20 protein-coding genes and 5 pseudogenes are annotated in these 22,851 nt (G+C 68.8%); 7 read left to right on the forward strand and 18 right to left on the reverse strand.

All coding sequences use genetic code 11. The features are described from left to right. Positions 1 to 60: 60 nt before the first annotated feature. Both OG379_RS00515 and OG379_RS00520 read right to left on the reverse strand, forming a co-directional pair. Positions 61 to 495, reverse strand: a pseudogene (locus tag OG379_RS00515) (hypothetical protein); the annotation flags it as partial. A gap of 39 nt (positions 496 to 534) precedes the next feature. Further along, a complete protein-coding gene (locus tag OG379_RS00520) occupies positions 535 to 1,158 on the reverse strand; it encodes a TetR family transcriptional regulator (protein WP_405658078.1) in 624 nt (207 codons plus the stop codon). Between the two features lie 124 nt (positions 1,159 to 1,282). On the opposite strand from OG379_RS00520, the gene OG379_RS00525 reads away from it, so the two are divergent. Further along, positions 1,283 to 2,275: an aldo/keto reductase gene (locus tag OG379_RS00525; RefSeq protein ID WP_405658081.1), complete on the forward strand. Its 993-nt coding sequence runs from the start codon at positions 1,283 to 1,285 to the stop codon at positions 2,273 to 2,275. Positions 2,276 to 2,343: 68 nt separating this feature from the next. On the opposite strand, the gene OG379_RS00530 is transcribed toward OG379_RS00525, so the two are convergent. Next, positions 2,344 to 2,862, reverse strand: coding sequence for a helix-turn-helix domain-containing protein (locus OG379_RS00530; RefSeq protein WP_405658084.1), 519 nt, complete (start codon positions 2,860 to 2,862; stop codon positions 2,344 to 2,346). A 279-nt stretch (positions 2,863 to 3,141) separates the two neighbouring features. Between OG379_RS00530 and OG379_RS00535 the strand changes: the two genes are divergently transcribed. Further along, on the forward strand, positions 3,142 to 3,537 hold the full coding sequence (locus OG379_RS00535; protein WP_405658087.1) for an MmcQ/YjbR family DNA-binding protein: 396 nt from the start codon (positions 3,142 to 3,144) through the stop codon (positions 3,535 to 3,537). Continuing rightward, positions 3,534 to 3,902, forward strand: a complete 369-nt coding sequence (locus OG379_RS00540; protein ID WP_405658090.1) for an MmcQ/YjbR family DNA-binding protein — start codon at positions 3,534 to 3,536, stop codon at positions 3,900 to 3,902. Before OG379_RS00535 ends, OG379_RS00540 begins: the two co-directional genes overlap by 4 nt. 505 nt (positions 3,903 to 4,407) lie before the next feature. Here the strand turns inward: OG379_RS00540 and OG379_RS00545 are convergent. The 4 genes from OG379_RS00545 to OG379_RS00560 all read right to left on the reverse strand — a co-directional run bounded on the left by OG379_RS00545 (position 4,408) and on the right by OG379_RS00560 (position 7,584). Next, positions 4,408 to 5,331: a phosphatase PAP2 family protein gene (locus OG379_RS00545; RefSeq protein ID WP_405658093.1), complete on the reverse strand. Its 924-nt coding sequence runs from the start codon at positions 5,329 to 5,331 to the stop codon at positions 4,408 to 4,410. Between the two features lie 98 nt (positions 5,332 to 5,429). Beyond that, positions 5,430 to 6,386 carry a hypothetical protein gene (locus OG379_RS00550; protein WP_405658096.1) on the reverse strand — a complete coding sequence of 319 codons (957 nt, stop codon included), beginning with the start codon at positions 6,384 to 6,386 and terminating at the stop codon, positions 5,430 to 5,432. Continuing rightward, positions 6,383 to 6,724, reverse strand: a complete 342-nt coding sequence (locus OG379_RS00555) for a PadR family transcriptional regulator (protein ID WP_405658099.1) — start codon at positions 6,722 to 6,724, stop codon at positions 6,383 to 6,385. The genes OG379_RS00550 and OG379_RS00555 overlap by 4 nt, the downstream gene beginning before the upstream one ends. A 578-nt stretch (positions 6,725 to 7,302) precedes the next feature. Next, positions 7,303 to 7,584 (reverse strand): hypothetical protein, encoded by a 282-nt coding sequence (locus OG379_RS00560; protein WP_405658101.1) that lies wholly within the window; start codon positions 7,582 to 7,584, stop codon positions 7,303 to 7,305. 20 nt (positions 7,585 to 7,604) lie between these two features. Between OG379_RS00560 and OG379_RS00565 the strand changes: the two are divergent. Beyond that, a pseudogene (locus OG379_RS00565) lies at positions 7,605 to 7,976 on the forward strand (transposase); the annotation flags it as partial. Here the strand turns inward: OG379_RS00565 and OG379_RS00570 are convergent. From OG379_RS00570 to OG379_RS00580, 3 genes and pseudogenes are all read right to left on the reverse strand, one after another. After that, positions 7,967 to 8,503 (reverse strand): RICIN domain-containing protein, encoded by a 537-nt coding sequence (locus OG379_RS00570; RefSeq protein ID WP_405658104.1) that lies wholly within the window; start codon positions 8,501 to 8,503, stop codon positions 7,967 to 7,969. The pseudogene OG379_RS00565 and the gene OG379_RS00570 sit on opposite strands and share 10 nt — an antisense overlap. A gap of 496 nt (positions 8,504 to 8,999) precedes the next feature. Next, positions 9,000 to 9,596 (reverse strand): isochorismatase family protein, encoded by a 597-nt coding sequence (locus OG379_RS00575; protein WP_405658106.1) that lies wholly within the window; start codon positions 9,594 to 9,596, stop codon positions 9,000 to 9,002. An 81-nt stretch (positions 9,597 to 9,677) separates the two neighbouring features. After that, positions 9,678 to 10,363 (reverse strand): annotated as a pseudogene (locus OG379_RS00580) (HNH endonuclease family protein). Between the two features lie 398 nt (positions 10,364 to 10,761). Here OG379_RS00580 and OG379_RS00585 point away from each other — a divergent pair. Beyond that, positions 10,762 to 11,331: a hypothetical protein gene (locus OG379_RS00585; protein ID WP_405658108.1), complete on the forward strand. Its 570-nt coding sequence runs from the start codon at positions 10,762 to 10,764 to the stop codon at positions 11,329 to 11,331. Positions 11,332 to 11,511: 180 nt separating this feature from the next. Beyond that, positions 11,512 to 11,688: a hypothetical protein gene (locus tag OG379_RS00590; RefSeq protein ID WP_405658110.1), complete on the forward strand. Its 177-nt coding sequence runs from the start codon at positions 11,512 to 11,514 to the stop codon at positions 11,686 to 11,688. Between the two features lie 1,069 nt (positions 11,689 to 12,757). Here OG379_RS00590 and OG379_RS00595 read toward each other — a convergent pair. Both OG379_RS00595 and OG379_RS00600 read right to left on the reverse strand, forming a co-directional pair. Then, positions 12,758 to 13,270: pseudogene (locus tag OG379_RS00595) on the reverse strand (IS110 family transposase); the annotation flags it as partial. A 62-nt stretch (positions 13,271 to 13,332) separates the two neighbouring features. Continuing rightward, complete coding sequence (locus tag OG379_RS00600; protein ID WP_405658112.1) at positions 13,333 to 13,794, reverse strand: hypothetical protein; 462 nt, start codon at positions 13,792 to 13,794, stop codon at positions 13,333 to 13,335. A gap of 342 nt (positions 13,795 to 14,136) precedes the next feature. Here OG379_RS00600 and OG379_RS00605 point away from each other — a divergent pair. Further along, positions 14,137 to 14,254: pseudogene (locus OG379_RS00605) on the forward strand (IS5/IS1182 family transposase); the annotation flags it as partial. Positions 14,255 to 14,484: 230 nt separating this feature from the next. Here OG379_RS00605 and OG379_RS00610 read toward each other — a convergent pair. From OG379_RS00610 to OG379_RS00635, 6 genes are all read right to left on the reverse strand, one after another. Then, positions 14,485 to 15,564 carry an endo-1,4-beta-xylanase gene (locus OG379_RS00610; RefSeq protein WP_405658114.1) on the reverse strand — a complete coding sequence of 360 codons (1,080 nt, stop codon included), beginning with the start codon at positions 15,562 to 15,564 and terminating at the stop codon, positions 14,485 to 14,487. Positions 15,565 to 15,594: 30 nt separating this feature from the next. Next, on the reverse strand, positions 15,595 to 17,865 hold the full coding sequence (locus OG379_RS00615; protein WP_405658116.1) for a glycoside hydrolase family 3 N-terminal domain-containing protein: 2,271 nt from the start codon (positions 17,863 to 17,865) through the stop codon (positions 15,595 to 15,597). A 47-nt stretch (positions 17,866 to 17,912) separates the two neighbouring features. Next, a complete protein-coding gene (locus tag OG379_RS00620) occupies positions 17,913 to 18,749 on the reverse strand; it encodes a carbohydrate ABC transporter permease (RefSeq protein WP_405658119.1) in 837 nt (278 codons plus the stop codon). Continuing rightward, positions 18,746 to 19,735 (reverse strand): carbohydrate ABC transporter permease, encoded by a 990-nt coding sequence (locus OG379_RS00625; RefSeq protein WP_405658121.1) that lies wholly within the window; start codon positions 19,733 to 19,735, stop codon positions 18,746 to 18,748. Before OG379_RS00625 ends, OG379_RS00620 begins: the two co-directional genes overlap by 4 nt. A gap of 5 nt (positions 19,736 to 19,740) precedes the next feature. Further along, on the reverse strand, positions 19,741 to 21,075 hold the full coding sequence (locus OG379_RS00630; protein ID WP_405658123.1) for an extracellular solute-binding protein: 1,335 nt from the start codon (positions 21,073 to 21,075) through the stop codon (positions 19,741 to 19,743). A 125-nt stretch (positions 21,076 to 21,200) separates the two neighbouring features. Next, positions 21,201 to 22,262: a LacI family DNA-binding transcriptional regulator gene (locus OG379_RS00635; protein ID WP_405658125.1), complete on the reverse strand. Its 1,062-nt coding sequence runs from the start codon at positions 22,260 to 22,262 to the stop codon at positions 21,201 to 21,203. Positions 22,263 to 22,851 lie beyond the last annotated feature (589 nt).

The raw sequence follows: 22,851 nt of genomic DNA on the forward strand, positions 1-22,851 counted from the left end.
TCGGCGGGAGCCCGCCTGATCTACGCGGCGGGAGGGCCTGCCTCCCGACAGGGCCCGAAGTCACCCCGACTGACTCCGGGCCCTCCGTCGGGAGCATTGCTCATGACCTGCGGATCGGCCTCGGGTCGGAGGCGAAGGCGTACCTCCCCGAGTGATCGACTTCTGATCATCGAGTAGGCCGACGTTGCATCGTCGGCCGGGAAGGCACGCCCGTGCTGAGCGTAGTGAATGCCGATGGAACGACCGAGACCGGGCTCCCTGATCGACGATATCGCCCGGGATGGCACGAGGCGGATGCCGGCCGCCGCCGTAGAAGCCGAAGTCAACAGCGAACAGCGCCTCCAGGACCTCGCGGCGGCGCACGAACGGCTCCTCCAACAGCTCCTGGCCCTCGCTCTGCAGAACGTCGAACGCGATGAGATGGACGGGCATCTCAGCCGCCAGGACCCGGGCGTTACGGCCTGCGGTCGCGCGGCGTTGCAAAGCGGTGAAGCCGAGCTGTCCGCGGTGGTCGAGGACGGCGAGCTGGGGACGTCAGTGCGCTCGGGGGAAAAGCCGCTCGACAGCGGTCACCACCGCGGCGCGGCGGGCGGTGGTGGTGGGGTCGACGGCATGTGTGGCAGCGGCCTCGCTGAGTTCGGGCTGTGCCGCCCAGGTCGTGGCGATCTGGTTGACCAGGGCCAGGATGTCGGCCGGGTCCCAGGCGGGGTCGAGCTGCCCGGCCTGCTGCACCTGGCGGAGCAGGTCGATTTTGCGAGCGATCACTGCCTGGTCGGGATCGTCGGCAGCGGCCGTGGTGCCCGGCAGTTCGAGGCGGCCCCAGGTGATGAGGCGGTGGTGGTCCGGACGGGCGACGAAGTAGTCGAACAGGCGGCCCGCGTAACCAGGGAGGTCGGACGGGTCCAGCTGAGTTGCCTCGGCGATGACGACATACTCCCGTGCAGCCACCGCGGCATAGAGCGCATCTTTGCCGCGGAAGTAGGCGTAGACCCGTTCTTTGCTGGTCCTGGCGAGTTTGGCGATGCGGTCCACGCGGGCGCCGGCGATGCCGTGGCGGGCGAACTCCTCCATGGCAGCGGCAAGGATGCGCTCGCGCGTGGTGTCGCCGCCGGAGGCGGTGGGCGCTGCGCTCTGGCCGGGGTCGCGGGACTGGGACATAACCCGAGCATAAAGCACCGAACCGTTCGGTTTGGCATCCCGGCGACTGGTGCGTAGGGTTCAAACAGAACAGTTCGGTTTGAACTCTTCGGGTGAAGCCGACGAAACACTGAGGAGTGAACTCATGCGGCACCGCAATCTGGGCTCTCAGGGCCTGCGCGTCTCGGCGCTCGGCCTGGGCACCATGGGCATGTCCATGGCCTACGGCGCCTCGAACGACGACGAGGGCATCGCGACCATCCGCCGCGCCCACGAAGTCGGGATCGACTTCTTCGACACCGCCGAGCTGTACGGCGCTGGTACCGGCAGTAACGAGACCCTCCTGGGCAAGGCAGTCCGCGACTTCCGCGACGAGGTGGTCCTCGCCACCAAGTTCGGCTTCGACATGACGACCCAGCCGCTGGGCTCCGGCTTCAACAGCCGCCCGGAAAACATCCGCAAGGTCGCCGAGAACAGCCTGCGCTACCTGCAGAGCGACTACATCGACCTCTTCTACCAGCACATCTCCGACCCCGCCGTTCCGGTCGAGGAGGTCGCCGGCGTGGTCGGCGAACTGATCGCCGAGGGCAAGGTGAAGTACTTCGGCCTGAGCAACGTCGGCCCCCAGTACATTCGCCGCGCCCACGCCGTCACCCCGGTCTCCGTGCTCCAGTACGAGTACTCGCTCTTCGAGCGGGAGGTCGAGGAGAAGACCCTTCCTGTTCTGCGGGAACTCGGCATCGGCCTGGTGCCCTACTCCCCGCTCGGCCGCGGCTTCCTCGCCGGCCAGGTCAAGCCCGCCAGCGAATACCCCGCGGACGACATGCGCAGCTGGGACGAGCGCTGGCAGGGCGAGAACTACACATACAACGCGCACGCCATCGAACAGCTCAAGAACCTGGCCGACACCAAGGGCATCACCACCGCCCAGCTCGCGCTGGCCTGGCTGCTCGCCCAGGGCGATGACATCGCGCCCATTCCCGGCACCCGCAGCACCAAGCGCCTCGAGGAGAACGCCGGCGCCGCCGACGTCCAGCTCTCCGCCGCCGATCTGGCCCGCATCACCGAGATCCTTCCCCACGGCTCGGCAGGCAGCCGATACCCCGCCGCGATGCTCTCCAGCTTCACCACGGACTGACCACGCCGGGAACCATCGCCTCCTGACCGGCAAAGGGCCTGCGCCGCGTCTCCGTCACACGTCGGTCCTCACTGCGTGGGGCCGCGAAGGCGGTCGGGGTAAGACCGGTACGGGTCGCGGAAGAAGCGGCCGAAGTTCCCAGGATCGGTGAAGCCAAGGTGGACGGCCACGGCCCGGGCACCCCACCGGGCAGCTCCCAGCAGGCGCCGGGCTTCCAGGAGGCGCCGCTCGTCGATGCGCTCACGCATCCCCTTGCCGGTGGCGTCCCGGGCGGCACGGCTGAGGGTGCGGACCGAGCAGCCGAGCAACTCGGCGTAGTCCGCGGCTTGGTGCAGCTCGCGGAAGTGCAGCTCCAAGGCGTCCAGGAAGCGCCCGTACCTGTCGGCGCGGCCGGTGCCGGCCGTGGCCGTCCCGCCAGGGGCGATGCCCGGGGAGTTGGCCAGGCGCAGCAGCAGCGCTTCAAGCAGGCTGCGCCGCAGGGCGTGGTGGATGTCGAGAAGACGGCGCCCCAGCGCGCGGTGTTCGTCCAGGAGCTGGAGTGCCGTCTGCTGGAGCGGGGCGGCGGCGTCGTGGTGCGGGCTGAGCACGGCAGGGGCGCGGTGGGCGTGGCCGAGAGCGGGGCGAGGTCGGGCAGCAACATGTCCGGTTCGAACACCGACCGGGGGCTGGAAACCGTACAGCGGAACAGCGGCCGGTCCGGCCGCTGTTCCGCGCGGGTCGGGATGTCGCTTGTCGACCATCACGTGTCCGCCGCCTACCGCCCTCTTTGTTGGCTTTGAGGGAAGGATGGGACGTACCGCCACGACCGCGCGCTCTCCGTAACCGTCGACGCGACAGCCCGTTACGATCTGAGAAGGCCCACCCCCATGAACGGATCATCCCTGCACAAGATCGCCGCAGGCCGCGCGGAGGAACTCCCCGGCGCACATCTGGAGCATCCCTTCGGCCCCGACTGGGAGGTTTACAAGGTCCGCGGCAAGGTGTTCATGCTGCTGACCGAAGTCCCTGGGCGACCCGTCGTGATCCTCAAAGCGGACCCCAATGAAGCCCACGCCCTGCGGGAGCAGTACAGCCACATCACCCCCGGCTACCACATGAACAAGAAGCACTGGATCACCCTGGAGAGCGGAGAAGGCGTCGACCAGGAGCTCATCAGAGAGCTCGTCACCGAGTCCTACCGGCTCGTCGTCGCCCACTTGCCCAAAGCCGAGCAGCCCGTCGACCCGCGCGTCTACGGCACCGGCACGCGGGTGGCCCGGTGAGCGCGGCCGGGGACCGGCTCCAGGCCACCGCCCGCCAGGCGGCCTTGGCCCTCCCCGACGTCAGCCATGGCTACCCCTTCACCCGCGGACTGCACGTGTACAAGGTCGCGGGCAAGGTGTTCCTGATCGTCACCGACGACCCGGACGACCAGATCATCACGGTCAAATGCGAGCCCGAACACGCCCGAGCGCAACAACGCGGCTACGCCTCGATCACGCTGGGCCGCTATCTCGACAAACGCCACTGGATTTCGCTGGGGCCCGGACCCGGAATCACCGAGCGGCTGATCACCGACGCGGTCGAGGATTCCTACGACCTGGTCGCCGAGCGGCTGCCACGACGCGACCGCCCTCGTACCCGATGAACGCCGCGCGCTTCGCGAACGGCTGAGCCCTCGCTCATCAGCGTCCCGCGCAAGGGCTCACCCCTCTCCAGTCCCGCCCGCCTGCGACCCGAGAGACCGATGGCACCGACCGTAGTGCCTTCCGTTCCGTTGCTGGGCAGCGGGCGATCCCCCGCAGTTCCAGCCGGTCCTGAAGGCCGTCCGGATTCCGAGGCCAGGGCTTGGCAGGCCCCGCAAGCGTTCGGACCAGGGCGACCCGAGCAGCGGTCAATGCTCGCTGCTCGACATCCACGGGGACGGTGTAGCCGGAGCAGTGCGCTCCCATCCTGTGCAGCTACTGCGACTCGCCGAACTGCGGAAGATCAGCTTCGGCCACGTCCAGGCGGAGCCGCTCGTAGCGCAGATGATGTAGCAGCGGATCATACTGCCCTGCTCTGCCCTCGATGTGGTTGAGCCAGGGGGAGTTCGTCGGGATGCAGGCGATCTCGACATTGTTCGCCGCGGCCGCCCGGAGCCGGCCCGGTGGTCAGTCCAGTGCGTGACGTGTGCGGCGTGCGGTGCGTGCGGGCCGCCCGACCGCGGCGTACCAGACCAGGGCCGCACAGATGAAGGCCGTCGCCGCGGAGACCAGTGACCTTGTGAGGGTGTCGGGCCGTGCGCCGGAAACGAGGGCGACGATCAGTGCCAGCGCCAGGGCGATGACATGCAGCGCACGAGGGCTCCGCGTGGCGCCTGGCGCGGCGGCCGGCGGCAGCAACAGCCAGGTTGCGAGGCCGTAACAGGCACAGGCGAGCAAGGTGGCTCCCAGCACTTCGCTGGGCCGGTGGCCGCCCATGGTCGCGGTGGCGGCGGCGATGCAGGCGAGCCACAGCACACCGGCCGTGGCGACGTAGGGGCGGATGCGGGGGGAAACCACGAGGACGGCGGCGAGGGTCAGCGCGGCGGGGATGACCGTGTGCCCGCTGGGAAAACCCTGATCAAGGAGATTCTCGGGTGCGCCCACCAGATCGGGGCGGGGCACGGTCGATTTGAACACCTCCTTGGCTCCGATCGCGAGAATGGCGACCCCCAGCGCCGCGAACCCCTGCCGCCAGCACCGTCGCACCAGGGTGAGGAGCACGATGACGGCCAGGCCCGCCATCACGGTGGGCTTTGCGCTCAGTTCCAGCGGCGGCAGGGGCGTCGAGCCGTAGACCGATCCTGACAGGGGGTAGATCCATGCTGCTTCGCCACCCTGTATGCCGAGGTAGAACCACGGGTTCTCAGCTCGTTGCCCCCACGGGGTGCAGATGGCGAGCAGGTAGACCGTCAGGAACCCCAGGGTGTACAGCAGGGCCGGCATCCACGGCCGCGTCGTACACGACGGGCTGGTGTCGTCGGGGGGCTCGGGGGCCTGCCTTGAGGCCCCCGGACGGTGCGCGGGCAGGGACGGAGAATCGTGCTGAGTCATCGCTCTGTTTCTTCCGTTGGGGGGGGAGTTCGGTCACGCACGTGTTGCGGCACGACATGGGCCTCCGGGCTCGGTCGGCCCACCGGGGGGGTCCGCTCCTATTCGGCGAGTGCCTGCCCCTGTCGGCGCTGGGCGGCGATCGCCAGGGCGGGGAGGGGTGCGATCAGCAGGATGAGGACGACCAGGTCCGGAAAGGACTGCATGAACGCGTCCGGACGGACGACGATCGCCTGCGTGCGGACGATCGCGACCGCCGCGACGGGGATCAGCCACCGGCGGTCGCCGGTGGCGGCCGTCGCCGCCCACGCGGCGAACAGCGCGGCGACTTCGAGGGCGAACAGACCGCGCTGGAAGGTCGGACTGACGGAGATGATGTGCAGGCCCCCGGCCACGAACATGGCGAGCACGACAGGGACCAGCCAGCGGTACGAGCGGCGTCGCAGACGGCTGGGACGGCAGAGCGCCAGGACGGCGCACGCGGCGCACAGCGTCCCCGAGAGCACCAGGTCACGGGCCGTTATCGGGGCGCCAAGACCGTAGTAGCTCAGGCCCGCCTTGCCCTCGTCGCCGAAGAGGATGCGGCCGTGGGACGTGGCGCCGGCCCAGATCATGGCTGCCGCGGCCGGCAGCGCGATCCACGCTCTGCCGCGCAGCAGGGCGATCAGGCAGCCCAGCGGGAGCAGCCCGTAGGGCAGCAGCCGTATCCGCGTGGGACCTTCGGCCCACGGGTACCAGCCGGAGAAGTGGAAGGCGATGGCGTGCTGTCCGGGGTCGATGTGCAGTGCCCAGTGCCACACATCCTGCAAGTACGGAACCAGCGCTAGCGCGGCGAGGGCCAGGGCGGCCAGATGGATGCCGTCCAGCCACCACGGCCGGGCCGTGTCGTCGACGACGGCACGGGCGCGGGCCTGCACCCCGGCGCGCACCAGGGCGGCAACTTCCCGCGGCGGGGGCCAGGAGCGGCCGGGGTACGCCTCGGACAGGCAGGCCAGCACCTCCTCTCCCTGCCGGAAACGGTAGGGCTCGGGATAGGCCGCAAGCAGCAGACGGTTCATGCCGGGGCCGCTCCGGAATCCCGCGAGTGTCCGATGACGACGGCCGCCGCCTGCTGCATCCGCAGCGCCTCCCGGCCGAGCGCCTCGGTGCCGTCCTCGGTGAGCCGGTAGTAGCGCCGCGCCCGCCCGTCCACGATCTCCTCATGGCCGGCGGCCACCAGCCCGGCCCGCTCCATCCGTTCCAGCGCGCCGTAGAGAGTGCCGACAGCGATCCGGAGCCGCCCGTCGGTGGCCTGCTCGGCAGCCTTGATGATGCCGTAACCGTGCAACGGACCATCCATGAGTGCAGCAAGGATGAAGTACTGCGGTTCCGTCAAGGGAGGATTCTGTCTGGTCATGCATCGAGCATATATCGAGCTACGAAATATATCGCCAGCCCTGGGTGATCAACGGCAGCACCTCCACGCCCATGGCGAGCGTCACCCTCTCCCGTGAGCAGCGCAGCATGATCTGTCGCTGCATCATCCGGTGAAACGAGCACGCCGCCGACGAACGTCTCCGCGAGGTCGTGAGCAGGGTGAACGTCGCCTGTACGGTCGGGGCATGGATGCCAGCGGCCAGCCGACTCTTGATGAGACGAAGATCGCTTCGTTGAGCTTGTCGCGGGCCGGCTGTCCCGGGACGAGGTTGACCGCTGGGCGGCGAGGTGGGTGATGGAGGACAGGATCGTCTGGGACGACTTGTCCTGGTGGGCTCTGAACCGCCTCTACGGAATCGATCTTCCCGCGAGCGATGGCGGCGGCTACCTGCACGATGACGAACAGGTACGGGAATGGCTGTGGACGGTCGCGCCTTCCCGCTTCTCCACGGCGCCCACCCGTTGGCGTTCAACGACACAGCGCCACGAGCAGACCCCGAAGGCACCCCCGGCGGTCGGACGGTGCCGCTCGCCCGACCGACGTCACGGGCAGCACCGTCAGCCGAACGGCAGGACCACCAGCGGAACCTGACGCAAAGCGCTCAGACTGAGAGGGAGGCCGGCCAGAGCACAGACGGCACGCATGGTGATGGAGCTGTCGGCTTCGCCCGGCTCGATGCCTTCCTCCTCCACGGTGCCCGCGGCTTCAAATGCGGCGCGCAGTTGGGCGGGCATACGGGGCGGATCCTCCTCCAGGGCGAGACCGTCGACGTCGACCCAGGCGACCTGCTTGCCGTCGACGGCATAGGTGAGGCTGGCGTCCCCGTTGATGCTGAACACGCTCGTGGCCGCCGTCCGTCCATCGGCGGACCCTGGCCCACTTCGTCACTTCCGGCCCGTGGGATGCGGCGCATGTGCGGGCCCGGCTGGCCTGGCGCATGCAACCGGTCATCAAACCCACCGCGCTGGTCATCGATGACACCGGACTCCTCAAGGCCGGGGACGCCTCGGCGTGCGTGACCCGGCAGTACACCGGCACCGCGGGCAAGGTCACCAACTGCCAGGCCGGAGTCTCGCTTCACCTTGCTTCCCACGGCGCCTCGGCGGCGGTGAACTGGCGGCTGTTCCTGCCCAGGAGCTGGGACCCTGCCTCGCCGAAGGCCGATCCGGTCAAGGTGGCTACCGAGTCGCCCGCGAGCTGCACGCCGCAGGACGGGTGTACTTATTGCTGGGTGAAGTGCCACATCTGTGAGGCGGTCGCTGAGTTGGGGTTGGGCAGTTCGCGCAGCGGTGCGTAGTTGTCGTCCCCGTACAGGCCTGTGACAGCGAGGCCCTCGTTCAGGAAGGGTGACAGGACCCAGCGTGCGGGGTTTTCGTCGGTGGACCTGAGGATCCACCATTGGGACTTGTTCGTCGTGCACGCGGCCAGGTATACCGAGGCCCCTGCCTCGCCTGTCCTGGCGTCGGCGCAGTTCCCGGTGCGGGCGCTCTTCCAGTGGAAGATTCCGGGACGGCCGTTCACTTGGTCGAACTGGAATGTGCGCGGGAAGGGATGGTCCTGCCGGTAGTAGACCTGCAGGAAGGTGCCGGCGTTGCCGACCGTGTCGTCGGGGACCAGGTAGTTGGTGTGGGCGTCGTTGGTGATGACGACGGGCCCCGAGGGGACGGGGACGGCGGTGGGTGCGGCTTGCGCGGGTCCGGTCAGAACAGCGGCGGAAAGAACGGCGGCCGCTGCAGCGGCCCAGCGTCGGATACTCATGAAAGTGATCTTGACGGACCGGATTTGTGCCGAACCGTTCTTTCTGGAGAAGATCACCCGATCGAGCAGAGTCAGCCGTCCGGAAACAACCGGGCCCGGTGTCCGGCCGTTTTCGACGTATCCCGGTCGACCCCGGTCGACGCGCTCAAGGATCTTGCAAAACACCCGCTTGAGGCATCGCTGGGGGTCACGGGAGGTCTTTCCTTCGGTGATCTTGCGTGCAACATACGTCTTCGTAGAGGTATCGGGTCCCATCCTGATCAGCGGGCCCCCCGGACGTTGATCGGCTACCCGCGGCGCGGAGCTGGTCGGCGGCGCCTGTTGGCAGCGGGCGGCGGAGCAGCCGAGGAAGAACAGGCGGTACCCCGCTCTTGGCAGGGCCGACGGTAGCGGAACAGCCAGAGGATGACCTGCTCAATGACCTACAGGCCCCGTTAGTGTTCACCGGAGTCCCCGTCCGGCTGGTGAGCGCGGGCCGGAGGGGAGGGGCGGGTTTCTACGCTCCGGCGACCACGGGGGCGCCGGTCAGGTCTATTCCGGCCTGGCGGAGTTCTTCGCAGGCGTGCTCGATGGTGCTGTGGCTGACGCCGGCGGTCAGCTCCAGCAGTACCCGGGTGGCGAAGCCGGCCTCGGCCGCATCCAGGGCAGTGGCCTTCACGCAGTGATCAGTGGCGATACCGACCACGTCCACCGCGGTGACGCCGTGTTCCCGCAGCCACGCTGTCATGTCCTGCCCGTCCTTGTCGGCGCCCTCGAAGCCGCTGTAGGCGGCCTCGTAAGCGCCCTTGTAGAAGACGGCGTCGACCGCTCCGGCTTCCGCCGCGGGAGCAAAGTTCGGGTGGAAGCCGGAGCCGGGCGTGCCGACCACGCAGTGCACCGGCCAGGAGGTCCTGAAATCAGGGGTGTCGGAGAAGTGGTCCCCCGGATCGATGTGATGGTCCCGCGTCGCCACCACATGCGCGTATCCGGCCTCGGCTGCATGGGAGACCAGGTCGCACACTTTCGTGGCGATCTCAGCTCCGCCGGCCACGGGGACACTGCCGCCCTCACAGAAGTCGTTCTGCACATCCACGACGATCAAGCCTCGGCTCATCACACACACCTCTCAGGTCAGACGGAGCAAACGGGGATCCGCGACCGGGGTGCCGCATCGGGCCCCCGGGAAGGGACGTGGCTACGGGGCGGGGGTGTAGGCGACGGTGCTGTCCTCGCACGGGCCCTCGGTAAACACCTTCAGCGCCTCGAGCTCGGCCGTGTCAGCGGCCAGCTGCCAGCGCAGCTTGGTGGACACCCACTCCCCCACGTACCGGCACTGCGCCTCCGGGGCCGGCGGCAGCCACTCGGCCGGGTCCTGCTCGGACTTCTGGCGGTTCGTACGAGCGGTCACCGCGACCAGCGATGTGGCCGCGCCCTGGTCGTTCGCATACGCCTCACGCCGGGCAGCCGTCCAGGCCGAGGCACCGGAACTCCCAGGCCTCAGCGAGGGGGACCATGTGGTCGATGTCCAGGGCGCCTGGGTCGGTGACCTCCTGACCGTCGTAATACGACAGCCACACTCCCCCGGTCAGCTTGCACCCGGCGCTACCGCCGGCGCCGTGGTCGCTTCGGCCAGCAGAACCTCGTTGCGGGTATTGCACCCATCGGCCAGATCGCCGGAGTTCCAGTGCTTGAAGGACGAGTGGGTGTAACCGGTGCAGTCCTCGTCAACGACCGTGACCAGGCCGATCGCGTCGGCGAACGTGGTCACCTCAGCAACCCGCGTGCTCTGGGGAGCGGGGCCGCCTGTGCCGGAGCGGAAGCGACGAGCGGAAGGAGCCCGAGGGAGAGCGCGCCGAAGCCGCGCAGACAGTTCTTGATCACCCCCGCGTTCTACCGGCCCCACCACCCCCAGCGGATGTCCGTCAGCCATCGCTCACCCGCACGGGTGTCGACATTCACCGCAGGAACGGTTCACCGCCGGGTCCAACATGAGCGACAGAGTCGTGGACCACGCCCACGGCCGCCACCCGCCCCACTGCCGACCGGATGCAAATCCAGCGACTTTGAAGCATCGGCCGCGCGTTCAGGCAACAGGGACGGCTCCACCCAGATGCTCCTGAACCCGGTCGTGCTTCGCGCGCCCCCCGCCCGGGCGGTTTGGCTTCCAGTGCAGGTCAAGGCAGGTGGACGGCCTGTGACACTCGGATCGCTGCGGAGGGAATGACCTGGCCGTCGGGGCTGGAACCCTCCGCATGCCTTACATCGACCAAGGGAAAAGCGTGGCGAACGAGCTGAAGTACGGCGACAAGGTCCACCTGCAGAACGGCTACAACAGCTGGGCGGGCGGTTACCTGGACACCAACGGCCACAGCAGCGACAGCGGGGCGAAGTACGCGGTGTCGACGGCGGACTCGCCCACGCGGGGAGAGGGCACCGGAACCTGGGAGGTCCTCTCCGCCGCCGACAAGGCCGTCGGGGCCAACGTCGTCAGCGGGGACCTGGTCTACCTGCGCAACCTGTACGGCGGGGACGGCGGCTACCTCGACAGCAACGGGCACGCGAGCGCCGACCAGAAGAACAGCGGCGGCAAGTACAACGTCTCCACGTCCAAGGACCAGGACCGGGCCCCCGGCACCGGCCGCTGGCGCCTTTTCGCCCAGGCGTCCGCTCCCGGTGACCAGCACGTCCGCACCGGCGACGTGATCCACCTGTGGAACACCTACGGCGACAACGGCGGCTTCCTGGAGACGAACGGAGGCGGACCCGGCGGCGGCAAGTACGACGTATGCACCAACGCCTACTACAACCGCGCCCAGAACGTCGCCGACTGGAAGCTCCACCGCCCGTAACCCGTAACCGGCGCCACTCCACCGCGGCCCGCCGGCACCTCATCAGAACCACACCGCACCCGCCCTGTCCTCACCGGACCAGGGCGGGTGCGCCCCCTTGAGCCAGACGCAGTTCCTGGCCTCGCAGGGTGTCGCGTCACTGTCAGGAGTAATGCGCAGCCCGCGAGCCCGCCTGCCTTGGTGGCCGAGCGCCTCAAGGCCGATGCGGTGGAGGCGCGGAAGGCCACGACCGCCAAGGACCGCGCCACCCTGGCCCAGAACGTCACCACGACCAGTACCGACGCCCGCACCGCTCACGACGCACTACCCGCCGTACGCACCGACCTGAAGACCTGCCTGCAAAAGGCCACCGCCTGACCGCACAACGCCTGAAACCAATTCCGTTCGGGGAACGGTCACCGTGACCGTTCGCCGAACGGCTCCGACAGGGGTGGCCCGGAGCAGCGCGACGGGCTGGAGAAGAAGGCCAGCGCAGCCCCCTCGCTTCCCCGAGACCACGCCCGGACGACCTCCCAGCGCCCCACGAACGCCGTGTCCAGGGAAGACAGGGGCCGAGCTTCTCCGCGCGTCAGCGGGGCGCGGGTCATGAGCGTGGGGGCGCGACCGGAACCACAGTCGTGGGCGGGGCAGGCCGGTACTGGTCCCAGTCCTTCGTGCCGCGGGGTGGGGGGAGGGCTTCCGAGGGCCTGGAGGTCTTCTGCAGGTCTGCTGGGGCGGCGGAGCCGGGGTCTGGCCCGATGACAAGGTGGGGCGGAAGTCCGAGGCGGAAGTAAACGAGGGCAAGATCCGCGAGCGCGCGGGCGTCATCCGGGCTGCCCTGGTCAAGGGCTTTTGATGCCTGCCAGGTAAGGTCTCGGCCGGTTGCCACGTCATCTGCGCCCGGTGTGGGCGGTTGGGTGTCCATGCGAGCACAACGAGCCGGGCCCCGGCGGGTACCGGCGCAGGACAGTCCCGGTTGACAACCGTCACCTGCAAGACGTCGAACGCGATGATATGGGCGGGCATCTCGGCCGCCAGGGCTCGAGCATTGCGGCCGGCGGTCGCGCGGTGTTGCAGGGCGGTGAAGCTGAGCTGTCCGTGGTGGTCGAGGACGGCGAGCTCGCCATCGAGGACGAGACCGGCCGGGAGGCTGCGCGCGGCGGCGCCAAGGTCGGGGAAGCGGTCCTGGACCAGCGCCCCCGCCGGGTCTGCAACAGCACCGGGTCACCCTCACGGAGCGGGGTGAGGAGCAGCGCCCGGAAGCCGTCGAACTTGGGCTCACCGCCACCCGGCCGGGGCCGAGGGGTGGGAGGGTCTCGCGGGCCTGCGCGAGCATCGGCTCCTCAGGCGGCCTCAGAACCACGCGGGGCACCCTCCGGGGCGGTCAGGTACTTGGTGTCAGGAGTCGGGGTGCGCGTCCGTCTGAAGCCTCCACGAGCTCCCGGAGTTTCTTGCTCAGGTTCACAGCCCGTTCCAGGGCCGGGGAAATCTCCAGGAGTTGAGCTCGGAGCCGGTTGATCTGGCGGGTGCGGTCGTTGACCAGGTCGGTGCGACGCGCGGTCAGTGTGCGCAGGTCGACGGCTGTCTCGTCGTCGGGCCGCAGGAGACCGAGGTCCTTGCGTATGCGGGCTTGGTCGGCGATGACGAAGGCATCCTTCTCATCCGTCTTGCCCTGGCCCCGGTATACAGTCGACGCCTGGTGCACCGCCAGGCCGGGGATATAGACCATCGGCTGGTCGTGGCTGAGCAGCAAGCCGATCAGCAAAGCGGCCCCGCCGTGGTTGATGTCCACCGGCCACAGAGCCTCGCCGGAGAACGTCAGCACCTCTGAGATCAGCTCCAGCAGGGCCGTCTCATCGTTGAGGACTCGGCGCGAGAGCAGTCGCTCGCCCTGTCCGTCCAGCACCACGCAGTGGTGATGTTCCTTGCCGATGTCCACTCCGGCCCAGATCTGGGGCACGGTCACCTCCGCCAGCTCATCGTCCAAGTACCAGTCCCGCAGACGACCTCGCCGACGTTGCCCTACGAAGCGATCGAGTTGCGTATCCCAATTAGCGGTCGAGTCGTCGCGGGGCTCCGGGCGGCCAAGTTCTTTGAGCCCTCCAACGGCGACAAGCTCACAGCCATACCCAGAACCCCCGGGGGTCCGCCGATCTTACGAATGACCGGCTCAGACTCACGCTTGGCGACGGCGCCGAGCCGGCCGGTCGGCAACCGCACCTCGTCCGGGCGCGGACCGCTCGGCAGCCGGCCGTACAGGACCAGCGCGTCGTCGTCCTCTTGCGCTGTCTCGCCGCCCACGTCGACGAGCAGCGCGAGGGTCGTCTCCAGCTCCCGCTGGACCAGCCGCTCGATGGCATCCTCCACCTGCTCATGCTCCGTCGCACTCAGCCCGCTGAGTGCGAAGGTGAGAATCTGGACGTCTGGCACCACGTACCTGATATGGCACACCACATCCGTGTCAGCCGACAGCCAGAGCTGCATGAAGAGCGGTCCGACCGACAGGCCGACAAGTTCGAGGATGCGCTCGGGGGGGCAGCTTCACCTGCTCCCCCTCGACGTCAAGCAGCATTCCGCAGCCCAGTGCCGGATGTTCGACGCTCATCCCGCACTCGGCCAGCAGGCCGGTGACCGAGCGGAACGCGGGCTCGTCCATACGGCCGTCGCGGTACCAGGCCAGGTAGGTCCGCGTAGCCACCGCCGGCACTCCTTGTCGTCATTGCCCCGCCTCTGGACAGGAGAGGCCACGGATACCGGGCAATCTGCGTCAGCGAGGAGCTGACCTCGAACAGCACGGGTGCTGGCGCCGGGCCCGCAACGGCACCGGCCCGCGACTACGAAACCCACCCCCCACCGATCAGCAGCCATGATCAAACTCGCCGCCATCAACCTCATGACCCGCCGCCTCACCCACGAAGCCACCCCCAACTGGCGCGACAACTAAGCCAAATGAAACAGACAAGCGAGAATCAAACGCTCACTAAGCTTGATCTTTAACCTGTGCGGCGCGGACGTGGGTCCGTCGACTTCTTCGTTCGTCGTTTCGTGGAGCCTGGTTTGCCGACCGTGTGCACGTCGTGGCGTGGGGTAGGCCGGATGTTCTTGCTTGCGGGTGGCCGGCCAGGTCCGGGGCGGGAGGCTTTCGGTGCTCCGGCTGGGCAACAGCCCTGAAGCCTACGACCTGGCCGCCGTGAGCGCGGCGTGGATCGCATCGTAGGCCGGCTTGTGCCTCAGGTTCTCGTCCCAGGGCAGGGCCGCTCCCTCGCCGGGGAAGGTGGAGGGGATCCACGAGTGGCCGTCGGAGTAGCCCCACAGCGTGATGCCGACACACCGACGCACGGCCAGGCATGCGCTGGTCACCTGGCTGTACCAGTCGGCCTGCCGAGCCAGCGTCGTAGCGTCGGAGGGCAGGACCATGCGGATGTCGAGCTCGGTGATAGCGACGTCGACCCCGAGGTCGGCGAACCGCTGGATGTTCTGCTGCAGCTGGTACGGGAATCCGTACTGCAACGCCAGGTGGGCCTGCATGCCGAAGCCGTCGATGGGCACGCCGTCGGCCTTCAGCTGCTTGATGAGCGTGTAGTACGCGTCCGACTTCGCCCCCGTTCCCTCGACGTTGTAGTCGTTCAAGTAGAGCTTGACCTTGGGGTCCGCGGCGTGGGCCCAGCGCAGGGCGTCGGCGATGTAGGACGGGCCGATGGTCTTGTAGAAGATGTTCTCCCGGTAGGTGCCGTCCTCGTTCATGATCTCGTTGGCGACGTCCCAGGCGAAGACCTTGCCGCGGTAGTGCTTGACCACCTGCGTGATGTGGGTCTTGAGGACGGCGCGCAGTTCTTCCGCGGTCCAGCTGCCGGAGCTCAGCCAGCTCGGCAGCTGGCTGTGCCACAGCAGGGTGTGCCCGCGCAGTTTGAGGCCCTTGGCCTTCGCGTAGTCTGCGATCTCGTCGCCCGAGGTGAAGTCGAAGACGCCACGCTGGGGTTCGGTGGCGTCCCACTTCATGCCGTTGCCTGGTGTGGTCTGGCCGAACTCGGCGCCCAGCAGGTCGGCGTACGCGGTGTCGGCGAGCTCCGGGTTGTCGACGGCTGAGCCGAAGTAGCGGCCGTGCTGCCGGGCCAGGTCGTCGAGGGTGACGGGCCGGTGCCGGTGGGGGCTCGCCGCCTCGGCGGCCGGGGCGGAGGCCAGGCCGACCAACAGGGCGGCGGACGCGGTGAGCACGGCAGCAGTGCGGCGGGGACCGCGCGCGAGGGTACGCATGAGTGTCTCTCCTCGATTGTGGCGTCTCGACTACGGGGCAGGGATGTGCGGTCTGTTTGGCGCGAGCCGCGTGCGGCGCTGTTTGACGCGCATCTCGCACCACATCCGGCGCTCGTGCCCGACCTCGAGCGCCGGCCCGGTCAGGGTGAGCGGCACGGTGTGGTGGACGTGAGCGCTGGAGGCGGCGAGGCGCAGTTCGAGGGCGCCGGGTTCGACGACGCGGCAGCCGTCGGCACCGGTGTACGCGGCAAGGTCGGCAGGGAACATGGCGTGCAACTCGGCCGACGCGCCCGCGGCGAGCGTGACCCGGGCGTAGCCGACGAGACGGACCTCCGGACGGGCGACGGTCCCGACAGGGTCGTGGAGGTAGAACTGGACGACTTCGGTTCCGGGGCGTTCGCCGATGTTGCGGACAGTCAGCCGCAGTGTGGTCTCGCCGTCGGTGGCGAGCTCCGGGGCGTCGCACTGCGGTTGGCCCCAACTGAACGTGGTGTAGGACAGGCCGTGACCGAACGGGTACAGGGGGGTCGGGTCCACGGTGCTGGGGAAGCCGTGCCGACCGAGCGGCGGGGCGAGGTACGGGGCGGGCTGACCGCCGGGACTGCGCGGCACCCCTACGGGCAGGCGCCCGGAGGGGTCGACGCGGCCGGAGAGGACGCCCGCGACGGCACCGCCGCCCTCCTGTCCGGGGAAGAACGCCTGCACGACGGCGGCAGCCCGGTGGACCCAGCGGCCGAGCGCATAGGGCCTTCCGCTGAGTACGACGATGACGACCGGCGTGCCGGATGCCATCAATTCGTCCAGCAACTCGGCCTGTCCGTATGGAAGCTGCAGGTCCTCGGCATCGCAGCCCTCGCCCGACGAGCCTCGCCCGAACAGACCCGACCGGTCCCCGACCACGGCCAGGCAGACGTCGGCCGCCGCCGGATCATCCGCGAACACGGCGGTCGGCAGCTCGGCGCGCAGAGCCTCAGCGAGAGTCAACACCTCGACACCTGTGGGTAGTTCGGGATGGTGCACGCCCACGTGCCGGGGGAACGTGTAGCAGCCGAGCATGGCCGCCTGCTCGTGGGCGAGCGGACCGTGGAGGGCGATGCGCAGCCCATCGCCCAGCGGCAGCATGCCGGAGTCGTTGGCGAGCAGGACGACGGACTCCTCCGCGACCTTCTTTGCCAGCTCCCGCATGTGCGGCGGGTTCAGGTCGACGGGCGCGCCGCCCGCGACGGGCTCCCGGTCGGGGTCGAGCAGCCCGAGTTCGCACTTCTGCGTAAGGACGCGCAGCGCGGCCCGGTCGAGCAGGTCCACGGGGAGCGGGACCGCGGGGTCGAAGCAGCGGGCCGCCGGCAGTTCCACGTCGACCCCGGCCGCGAGGGCGAGCCGCGCGGCGTGGCCCTCCCCGTCGGCGACCCGGTGCGCTTCCTCCAGCAGCGAGACGCCGTAGTAGTCCGACACCACGGTCCCGGTGAACTCCCACTGCTTACGTAGCAGTTGGGTGAGGAGCTCGGCGTGGGCGTGGGCGGGGAGGCCGTCGACGTCGTTGTAGGCGGGCATCACGGAGCGGGCGCCGCCGTCGCGCACCGCCATCTCGAACGGGGGCAGAATCACGTCCGCGAGTTCGCGCGGGCCGAGCGAGGCGGGCGCGTGGTTGCGGGCGGCGCGCGAGGCCGAGTACCCGGCGAAATGCTTGAGCGTGGCGACGATCCCTGCGGCCTCAAGACCCCGCACGTAGGCGGTGCCGATGGTGCCGACGAGGTACGGGTCCTCGCCGATGCACTCTTCGGTGCGACCCCACCGCGGATCCCGTACGACGTCCAGGACCGGGGCGAGGCCCTGGTGGATGCCGACCGCGCGCATCGACGTACCGATCGCCTCGGCCATCTCGGTGATCAGCGCTGGGTCGAAGGTGGCGCCCCAGGCGAGCGGGGTGGGGAAGACAGTGGCCTGCCAGGCCGTGAAGCCGGTCAGGCACTCCTCGTGGGCGATCGCGGGCACCCCGAACCGGTTGCCCGCGCGGATCGTGCGCTGCAGCTCGGCGAGGCGGGCGGCGCCTTCTGCGGGGTCGACGGGGACTGTGCCGAAGGGGCGGGTGAGGTGGCCCAAGCCGTAGGGAAGGAGCGCGTCGAGGGCGGCGCTGTGGGCCGCGTAGGTGTTCTGGCCGGGGGCGACGTCGGCACCCTCGGTGTCGGCGCCGATCCAGACGCTGGACAGCTGGGCGGTCTTCTCCTCGGTGGTCATCCGGGCGAGCAGGTCCGCCGCCCGGGTATGGGCGGGCAGAGTGGTGTCCTGCCATGGCGCGACCATGGAGCTCCTCAAGTGCAGTACGAGTAGGGGGCGTTGTTCTGCAGAGCTCAGCCCTTGGTGGCACCCATCGTGATGCCGCCGATCAACTGCCGTTCGGCGACGGCATAGAAGGCGAGGGCGGGCACCATGGCAAGGACGAGATAGGCGAATACGCGGGCGATGTCGGCGGCGTACTGGCCCTGGAACTGCTGGACGCCGATGGGGATCGTCCACCAGGTCTGCTCGCTGAACACCAGTAGCGGGAGCAGGAAGTTGTTCCAGCTGCCGACGATGGCGAGGATCGACACGGTGCCGAGAGCGGGCCGCGCCATGGGCAGCAAGATCCGCCAGAAGAAGCCGAAAGCCGAGCAGCCGTCGAGGGTGGCGGCCTCCTCGATTTCTCCGGGTATCTCCCGGAAGAAGCCGCGCAGGATGACGATGGTCATGGGCAGGCCGAACGCGGCCTGCGGCAAGATGACGCCCCAGGGGTTGTCGAGCAACCCGAAGGTGCGCAGCAGAACGAACAGCGGCAGGATCGCCACGGCGAACGGGAACATCAGCCCCACGGTGAAGAGAGTGAAGAGCACCTCCCGCCCACGGAAGGCGAATCGGGCGAGCGCGAAGGCGGCGAGGGCCGCGGCGCCCACCGTCAGCACGGTCGTGCCTACGGCGATCAGTGTGGAGGAACCCAGCATGCGCCAGAACGAGCCGGAGGCGAGTACGTCGGTGTAGTTGGACGTCACCCACGACGAGGGCAGGCCGAACGTGTTGCGGGAGAGCTCGTCGGTGGACTTGAACCCGGACACGAACGCGTACAGCAGCGGCGTGACCATGGCTACGCCGACCAGCCACACGATCACGTACAACGGCACGGAGCGCAGCCTTCTGCGCGCGCCCGCGCTCATCGGGAGGCTCGCATGGTGGTGAGGGCTCCTTCGGTGTCGCGGCGCAGCACGGCACGCTGGTAGATGACGGCGAAGACGAGGCTGATGAGGAACATGCCGATGCTGATCGCGCTGGCGTAGCCCATCTGGTAGCGCTTGAAGCCGAACTGGAACATGGTCACGGCCATGGTCTCGGAGTGGTGGTCCGGACCGCCCTGCGTTATCACCCACACCAGGTCGAAGAGCTGAATGGCGCCGATCACGGAGAGGAAGACGCTGATGCGGACCGTCGGCCCGAGCAGCGGCAGGGTGATGTGACGGAATCGTTGCCAGGGGCCTGCGCCGTCGATCCGGGCCGCCTCGTGCAGTTCGGCGGGTATGCCCTGCAGTCCGGCCAGGAAGAGCATCATGTGGAAGCCGAAGTATTTCCATGTCATGACGAGGAACAGGGTCGGCAGCACATGGTTCTGGTCGGCGAACCACAGTCCGCCGAGGCCCTCGAGGCCGACCGCGCCGAGCACCTGGTCGGCGAGCCCGTCGTCCGGCGCGAAGATCATGGAGAACAGGACGCCGGTGATGACCTCGGACAGGATATAAGGGGCGAAGAACAGCATCCGGTAGAGGGCACGCCCGCGCAGTTTCTGGTTGAGCAGCACGGCCATGCCGAGCGCGAACGGCAGTTGCACGCACACCGAGAACAGCACGAGCAGCAGGCCGCGCCACAGGTCGCCGATGAAGACCGGGTCGCGGAGGAGCCGGCTGTAGTTGTCGAGGGCGATGTAGTCCGAAGGGGCCCCGAATCCACCCCAGTTGAAGAGGCTGACGTACAGCGCGTACGCGATCGGGGCAAGCACGAGTGCGCCGAACAGGAGCAGGGCGGGCAGGGTAAAGCAGAAGGCGGTCAGCCAGTCGACGACCCGCTGGCCCAACGGTCGGCGTGCTCTCGTGTCCGGTTGCTTCGGTGGAACGGTGGCGGGCGTGGGGCCCTTCACGGTAGTGGAGGTCATGTCGGCTACTGGCTCTTCGCGACCTGGGTGACCGAACGGGCGACCTGCTCGGGTGACTTGGACCCGGCGATCAGGGCGGCCACCGAGTCGTTGACCTCCTGGCCGACGGCGGGCGGGTACGCCTGGTCGAGGTAGAGCTGGAATCCGGTCGCCTTGCCGAGGGCATCGGAAACGAGCTTGAGGCTGGGGTCGGTCAATGCGCTCGTGGCGTCCTTGACGACGGGCATCATCGAGCCCTTCGACACGAGGATGCGGTCGGACTCGGCCGTCATGAAGAACTTCAGGAAGTCCGCGGCCGCCTTCGGCGCGCCCTTGCGCACCGCGTAGCCGCCACCTCCGCCGAAGACATCGGTGGCCGCGCCCTTGCCGCCGCCGACCGCGGGGAACGGGAAGAACCCGAGGTCCTTGCCGATGCCCTTGCCCGCGTCGGCCTGCACGACGGGCGCCCACTGGCCCATCAGCTCCATCGCCGCCTTGCCGTTGCCCATGGCGGCTGCCTCGCCGGTGGGCGTCGAGTACGCGGCACCGAGAAAGCCCTTCTGGAACGGCTGGAGTGCGACGAGCTCCTTGAGGTGCTCGCCCGCCTTGACGAAGTCGTCACCGGTGAAGTCCTTGGCGTCAGCAGCCTTCTGCATGCCGTCGACCCCGGTGATCCGCATGGCCAGGTACGCCCAGTAGTACATGCCGGGCCACTTCTCCTTGCCCGCGAAGGCGATGGGGGTGATCCCGGCGCTCTTCAGCTTCTTGACCGCGTCGAGGTAATCCGCCCAGGTGGCCGGCGGAGCACTGATGCCCGCCTTGGCAAACAGCGCCTTGTTGTACCAGAAGCCCACCGCACCGATGTCGAAGGGCACGGCGTACGTCTGCCCGTCGAACTGATACGCCTTGACCGACGCCGGCACGAGGGTGTCGTTCAAGGAGCTGACGGACGACGTGAGGTCCTCCACGAGGCCCGCATCAATCTGCTGCTTGAGAACGCCGCCGCCCCACGTGTGATAGATGTCCGGCAGCTTGCCGGAACTGGTCAGCGCTGTCATCTTCGACTTGTAGGCGTCGTTCTCCAGCATGACGAGCTTGATATGCACGTCGGGGTGCGCGGCCTCGAACGCCTTGGCCCGCTCGGGCCAGACTGACTTCGACGGCTCCGTGGTCTGGATGTTCCACCACTCCACGACGGTCCGGCCCTTGCTGTCGGTGGTCGCGGACCCGGAATCCGAGCAAGCGGAGAGGCCGGCCGCGCCCAGCCCCACTGCCGACGCTGTCCCCAGGAACCGGCGACGGGAGAAGGCGAAGGATGCGGCGTCGGATGCGGACGCGACGGCTCGGTCGAAGGCTGACATGGTGTACCTTCCGAAAACTTTCCGAGAATTATCGGGGGACGGCCATGGAAGTTACGGGCATGCGTCGGGGGTGTCAACGACCCTGACAAGAAAGTGCGTTGACACCCCCGGAGCACGCCGTTCCGTTACGCGCGGCGCGGCGGTGCGGTGCTCGCGCGGATCACCAGCTCGGTGGCGAGTTCCACCCGCGGAGAGGCGGGCTCGACGTCCCGTGCGAGGTCGAGGAGCATCCGCGCCGCCAACTTTCCCATGTCGGACAGAGGTTGGCGGATGGTGGTCAGCGGCGGCGCTGACCAGCGCACCTCCGGCAGATCGTCGAAACCGACGATGCTCATGTCCTCCGGCACCCGAAGACCGCGCCGCCGCAGCGCCTCGATCGCGCCGAGCGCCATCTGGTCGCTCGCGGCGAAGATCGCGGTCGGCGGTTCGGACAGCTCCAACAACTGCTCCGCGCCGGTGAATCCTGACGCGTGGTAGAAGTCGCCGGGTACCACGAGCGCGTCATCGACGGCCACGCCCGCCACATCCAACGCGGCCCGATAACCGTCGAGCCTGGCCCGGGAACACAGCAGCCGCGGCGGCCCCTCGATGAACCCGATCCGGCAGTGCCCGAGGTGCAGCAGATGCTCGGTCGCCGCCATCCCACCCGCCCAGTTGGTGGCGCCGACGGTGGGGGCCTCGGTCGCCGGTGATCCGGCAGGGTCGACCACCACCAACGGCACACCCAGGGAACGCAGTTCCTCGTGAAGCCCGGGTTCGAGCGCCGACGTCACCAGGATCACGCCGTCCGACGCCCGGGCGCGCAGGTTGGTCATCCACTGCCACGCGGCGCCCGCCCGATCGTGAAGGGCAGAGACCACCGTGCCCATACTCGCCTCGTGGGCGACCTCCTCGACACCACGAATGATCTCCACGGCCCAAGGGCTGTCGAGATCGTTGAAGACCAGGTCGAGCAGGGCCGCCCGGGCCCCGGGGGCGGCCGGTCGGCGCTGGTAGCCGTGACGGTGCAGCAGGTCCTCGATACGGGCCCGGGTGGCGGGCGAGACATCGGAGCGACCGTTGACGACCCGCGAGACGGTCGGCACGGACACTCCGGCCTCCCTCGCGATCTCGGTGATCGTCACCTTGGCCGGCCTGCCCGGGCCCTGTGTGGCTGTCTTGCGCTGAGTGCCTTCCCCGGCCACCATCCCCACCTCCGTAGCTGTACTTCCGGAATGTATCCGGGCATCTACCGGGAACCGTAGGACATGCCGTCGGCCGCCCGCCGGTCGCCCCACACTTCCGTCCGACACCTCGGACATACGCGTGCTCTACTTCACGCTGTGTAACCATTCAGAATGCCGCACAGCAGTGACGCCGTGACCAGCACCGCTGCCGGGTCAGGGACGAACCCGGCGACGGCGGCGCGGACCTCCCACGTCCACTCCGGAGAGGGCGCGCATGGTGGGCGCTGGACCGCCGGGGCCTCGGCGTGGGGTGGCACCGCCGCTGCCGTACCGGCCGCGGTAGTCCACGAGCAGATGCGCATATCCGGCGCTCACCCAGGCCCGGCACCGACGCGGCAGTGGCCCCGGCGGCCTTCCGGACGCAGGTCCAGAAGTGGAGCCACCGTGACGTTTCACGTGACGAGTCCGGAAGCTCGGTGAAAGGCACCGTCTGCTGACGGTCCCTCGCTCCGGGTGCCGAACCGGATACCCGGGGTCTCCCCCGGTCCGTTCAGCTCTTCGGCGGGGCCGTGCTCTCGCGGAAGATGCGGGTGGCGGCGTTCTCCACCCC

Origin of the sequence: Streptomyces sp. NBC_01166 (assembly GCF_045039765.1) — a bacterium.
In the GTDB taxonomy this organism is placed as follows: domain Bacteria; phylum Actinomycetota; class Actinomycetes; order Streptomycetales; family Streptomycetaceae; genus Streptomyces.

Excerpts from the sequence above, each read along its gene's own strand:
- OG379_RS00520 (WP_405658078.1), bottom strand. The coding sequence starts at position 1,158 with ATGTCCCAGTCCCGCGACCCCGGCCAGAGCGCAGCGCCCACCGCCTCC.
- OG379_RS00525 (WP_405658081.1), top strand. The coding sequence starts at position 1,283 with ATGCGGCACCGCAATCTGGGCTCTCAGGGCCTGCGCGTCTCGGCGCTC.
- OG379_RS00535 (WP_405658087.1), top strand. The coding sequence starts at position 3,142 with ATGAACGGATCATCCCTGCACAAGATCGCCGCAGGCCGCGCGGAGGAA.
- OG379_RS00545 (WP_405658093.1), bottom strand. The coding sequence starts at position 5,331 with ATGACTCAGCACGATTCTCCGTCCCTGCCCGCGCACCGTCCGGGGGCC.
- OG379_RS00550 (WP_405658096.1), bottom strand. The coding sequence starts at position 6,386 with ATGAACCGTCTGCTGCTTGCGGCCTATCCCGAGCCCTACCGTTTCCGG.
- OG379_RS00555 (WP_405658099.1), bottom strand. The coding sequence starts at position 6,724 with ATGACCAGACAGAATCCTCCCTTGACGGAACCGCAGTACTTCATCCTT.
- OG379_RS00570 (WP_405658104.1), bottom strand. The coding sequence starts at position 8,503 with ATGAGTATCCGACGCTGGGCCGCTGCAGCGGCCGCCGTTCTTTCCGCC.
- OG379_RS00575 (WP_405658106.1), bottom strand. The coding sequence starts at position 9,596 with ATGAGCCGAGGCTTGATCGTCGTGGATGTGCAGAACGACTTCTGTGAG.
- OG379_RS00600 (WP_405658112.1), bottom strand. The coding sequence starts at position 13,794 with ATGCAGCTCTGGCTGTCGGCTGACACGGATGTGGTGTGCCATATCAGG.
- OG379_RS00610 (WP_405658114.1), bottom strand. The coding sequence starts at position 15,564 with ATGCGTACCCTCGCGCGCGGTCCCCGCCGCACTGCTGCCGTGCTCACC.
- OG379_RS00615 (WP_405658116.1), bottom strand. The coding sequence starts at position 17,865 with ATGGTCGCGCCATGGCAGGACACCACTCTGCCCGCCCATACCCGGGCG.
- OG379_RS00620 (WP_405658119.1), bottom strand. The coding sequence starts at position 18,749 with ATGAGCGCGGGCGCGCGCAGAAGGCTGCGCTCCGTGCCGTTGTACGTG.
- OG379_RS00625 (WP_405658121.1), bottom strand. The coding sequence starts at position 19,735 with ATGACCTCCACTACCGTGAAGGGCCCCACGCCCGCCACCGTTCCACCG.
- OG379_RS00630 (WP_405658123.1), bottom strand. The coding sequence starts at position 21,075 with ATGTCAGCCTTCGACCGAGCCGTCGCGTCCGCATCCGACGCCGCATCC.
- OG379_RS00635 (WP_405658125.1), bottom strand. The coding sequence starts at position 22,262 with ATGGTGGCCGGGGAAGGCACTCAGCGCAAGACAGCCACACAGGGCCCG.